The sequence below is a fragment of the Falsiroseomonas oryzae genome, assembly GCF_027856955.1.
GTDB lineage: Bacteria > Pseudomonadota > Alphaproteobacteria > Acetobacterales > Acetobacteraceae > Falsiroseomonas > Falsiroseomonas oryzae.
On record NZ_JAPSMD010000464.1, the window covers coordinates 1 to 4,008 of the forward strand.

The window sequence follows — 4,008 nt, forward strand, 5'->3', positions numbered from 1 at the left end:
GTGCCGGAGCCCACCCCCGGCCCGGCGCAGCCGCCCCCGGCCATCGAGCCGCCGCTGCCCGGCGAGAAGGTGCCGCCCGCCGGCGACCCGCCGACGGAGGAGCCGGTGCGGATGCGGGCGAAGGAGGTCGGCGGGCCCGCCGGCCCCGAGCCGACGCGCTATGGCGACTGGGAGCGGAAGGGACGGGTCAGCGACTTCTGATCCGCGATATCCGCCGCGCCAAAGTCAGGATCTTTCGCGCGACTCGGACAGCACGGCGCGAACATGATTGTGGGTCGAAAGGCGAATGACCCCAATCGCTTGTGGCGCGTCGAGTCGCGACTCGGCGGGCCGGATCGGAACCCGCTTGTGGTCGTGGTCCGGCGGCACCCCAAGGTCTTGTGGCCGGAGAACAGCGCGCGACTGTCAGCGATTCGTTCGCGCGACTCGGGACAGCCCGTTGAAATCCCAGCATTCCGAAACCGGCAATCCAGCCTCTATTCGCCCTGCGTTCCGATCCGGGGCGAATCGGGAACCGACCGCCTGCTCAACGACCGGGCGGGCGCGCCCCCCGCGGGGCCAGCCACATCGCCAGCACGACGAGGCCGCCGGCCGAGGCGAGCAGGGCCACCTCGGGGCCGAGTACCCCCCGCATCGCACCCATGGCCACCGGGCCGACCGACTGGCCCAGGAAGAAGCAGAAGGCGTGCAGCGCCACCGCCGTGCCGCGCGTCTGGGGCGCCACCTCCGTGACGCGGGTCTGGATCGAGGAGTGGATCATGTAGAAGCCGATCCCGAGCACGTGGCAGGCTGCGATCCCGAGCCAGGCGGCCGGCGCGAAGGCCAGGCCGGCCAGCGCCACCGCGCCGAGCACGCCGCCCAGCCGGATCATGTGCACCTGGCCCAGCCGCCTCAGCAACAGCGGCGCCAGGGCGGCGAAGACGAAGCCGCCCAGCGCATAGGCCGTGACCGCCAGCCCGGCCTCGGTCAGGCCGCCGCTGGTCCCGGCCAGGCCGCGCTCGAGGAAGATAGGCGCGACGAAGGGGAAGATGCCGAAGATCAGCGTCCCTTCCAGGAAGACGGCGACGTAGAGCACGCGCGCCGCCGGCAGCCGCAGGATCGCCCCGTAGCGCACCAGGGTCTCACCCAGGTCGAGCCGCTTGCCCCCTTCCGGCTCGTCCTCGCCGCGCAGCACCACCAGCCCCGCCAGGGCCACGGCGGCGCAGACCAGCAGCACGCCGCGCCACCCGATGAAGGGCGCCACCACGGCCGCGAGCGCCCCGCCCAGCACCGAGCCGGTGAGACCGGCGACCAGCAGGCGGGCCAAGGCGAGCTGCCGGCGTTCCATCGGCACGCGGTCGCCGATGGTCGCGATGGCCAGCGGGAAGACGCCCCCTGCGGCGCCGCCCGCCACCACCCGCAGCAGACCGAGCGTCCAGAGGTCCGGCGCGGCAGCGCTGGCGGCCAGCGCGAGAGCGAGGACGACCAGGCAGACACGGATCACCCGGCGCTTGCCGATCGCGTCGCCGACAGGGCCGAGCACGGGCTGCACCAGCGCATAGGGCAGGGCGAAGGCGGTGCCGAGCAGCGCGACGGTGGCCGCGGCCTGGCCGAACTCCACCCCGATCACGCCGACCAGCGGATCCAGCGCACGGCCGGCCAGGGCCGACGCGCCGGCGCCGAGGCCAAGCACCAGGATCAGCCGCGTGATCGCGTCGGGCTTGGAGGGCATGCGCGGGGCATGTGCGCCCAAGGGCGCCGGGGCGCAACGTGGCGCCCCGGCATGCGTGGCGGCCGGGCGGCCCGGCCGCCGGCGCGGGTCAGCCGACCCGGTTGTCGATCAGGTCCTGCACCACCGCCGGATCGGCGAGGGTGGAGGTATCGCCCAGCCCGTCCGTCTCGTTCGCGGCGATCTTGCGCAGGATGCGGCGCATGATCTTGCCGGAACGGGTCTTGGGCAGGCCCGGCGCCCACTGGATCGCGTCCGGCGCGGCGATCGGGCCGATCTCCTTGCGGACCCAGGCGACGAGCTCCTTGCGCAGCGCCTCGGACGGCTCCTCGCCGGACTTCAGCGTCACGTAGCAGTAGATGCCCTGGCCCTTCAGGTCGTGCGGCATGCCGACCACCGCGGCCTCCGCGACCTTCGGATGGGCGACCAGCGCGGACTCGATTTCGGCCGTGCCCATGCGGTGGCCGGAGACGTTGATCACGTCGTCCACGCGGCCGGTGATCCAGTAGTAGCCGTCCGCATCGCGCCGCGCGCCGTCGCCGGTGAAATACATCCCCTTGAAGGTGGAGAAGTAGGTCTGCCCGAAGCGCGCATGGTCGCCGTAGATCGTGCGCATCTGGCCCGGCCAGCTGTCGAGCAGCACCAGGTTGCCCTCCGCGGCGCCCTCGATGATCTTGCCTTCGCCATCGACCAGCGCGGGCTTCACGCCCGGCAGCGGCAGCGTGGCGGAGCCGGGCTTCTGCGCGATGGCGCCCGGCAGCGGCGAGATGAGGATGCCGCCCGTCTCGGTCTGCCACCAGGTGTCCACGATCGGGCAGCGCTCATCGCCGACGTTGCGGTAGTACCAGAGCCAGGCTTCCGGGTTGATCGGCTCGCCGACCGAGCCCAGCACGCGCAGCGACTTGCGGCTGGTCTTCTTCACCGGCGCCTCGCCGTCTCGCATCAGCGACCGGATCGCGGTCGGCGCGGTGTAGAAGATGTTGACCTGGTGCTTGTCGATCACTTCCCAGAAGCGTGACACGCTCGGGTAGTTCGGCACGCCCTCGAACATCAGCGTCGTCGCGCCGTTCGCGAGCGGCCCATAAACGATGTAGGTGTGGCCGGTCACCCAGCCGACATCGGCGGTGCACCAGTAGATCTCGCCCGGCTTGTAGTCGAACACGTACTGGTGCGTGAAGGATGCCCAGACCATGTAGCCGCCGGTGGTGTGCAGCACGCCCTTCGGCTTGCCGGTGCTGCCGCTGGTGTAGAGGATGAAGAGCGGGTCCTCCGCGCCCATCGGCTCGGGTTCCGCGGTCGCGGGCTGCTTGTCGCAGAGCTCGTCCCACATGATGTCGCGGCCGGCCTGCATCGGCACGTTGCCGCCGGTGTTCTTCGCGACGATGACGTGGCGGATGGACGGGCAGGTCTTCAGCGCCTCGTCCGCATTGGTCTTGAGCGGGACCTTGCGGCCACCGCGTCGGCCCTCGTCGGCGGTGATGAGGATGCTGCACTCGCTGTCCTGGATGCGGCTGGCCAGGCTGTCGGGCGAGAAGCCGCCGAAGACGATGGAGTGGATGGCGCCGACCCGCGCGCAGGCCAGCATCGCCACCGCCGCCTCCACGATCATCGGCAGGTAGATGCAGACGCGGTCGCCCTTCTTCACGCCGAGCGAGCGCAGCGCGTTGGTCAGCTTGCAGACGCGCTCATGCAGCTGGCGATAGGTGACCTTCGCGTCGCTGTTCGGGTCGTCGCCTTCCCAGATGATCGCGACCTGGTCGCCCTGCGTCGCCAGGTGCCGGTCGAGGCAGGAGACGGAGGCGTTGAGCACGCCATCCTCGAACCACCTGATGCTGACGTCGCCTGTGAAATCGACGTTCTTGATCTTCGTCGGCGCCTTCATCCAGGCGATGCGGCCCATCTCCCCGCGCCAGAACGCGTCGGGGTCCTTGTCGGCCTGCTCGTACATGGCGCGGTACTTCGCCGCATCGACCAGCGCCTTGGCGGCGATCTCGGGCTTCACGGCGATCAGCGAGTCGGACATGCGTATTCCCCCAACCTCGGGCCGGCGGGCCTCTCGGTTGGGCCCGGCCTTCTATCGGGGGCTATGGGGCACATGACCTTGATGTGCGTCAACCGGGCCGCGATCGGCCTCACGCGCGGGTGCGGTTCCCGGGGAACAAGGGGGGCCGGGCCGCCCTGGCGGGGGCGGCCCGGGGTGCGCAGGTCAGTTGGTCGCGCGCGGCGCCTGGCTGGGCGTGGCCGGGGTGGCGGGCACGGCCGGCGTCGCACGGTTGGCCTGGCCCTGCACGGCACCGCCC

Annotated in this window: 3 protein-coding genes; 1 reads left to right on the forward strand and 2 read right to left on the reverse strand. The window is 71.4% G+C overall.

The annotated features are described in order from the left end of the window. Positions 1-69: 69 nt before the first annotated feature. Entirely contained in the window at positions 70-201 is a 132-nt protein-coding gene (locus tag OZN99_RS27040) for a succinate dehydrogenase assembly factor 4 (RefSeq protein ID WP_333779779.1), read from the forward strand. 325 nt (positions 202-526) lie between these two features. Here OZN99_RS27040 and OZN99_RS27045 read toward each other — a convergent pair whose 3' ends face one another. Both OZN99_RS27045 and acs read right to left on the reverse strand, forming a co-directional pair. Beyond that, complete coding sequence (locus OZN99_RS27045) at positions 527-1,711, reverse strand: MFS transporter (RefSeq protein WP_270938334.1); 1,185 nt, start codon at positions 1,709-1,711, stop codon at positions 527-529. 88 nt (positions 1,712-1,799) lie between these two features. Beyond that, positions 1,800-3,731 carry an acetate--CoA ligase gene (gene acs, locus OZN99_RS27050; RefSeq protein WP_270938335.1) on the reverse strand — a complete coding sequence of 644 codons (1,932 nt, stop codon included), beginning with the start codon at positions 3,729-3,731 and terminating at the stop codon, positions 1,800-1,802. Positions 3,732-4,008 lie beyond the last annotated feature (277 nt).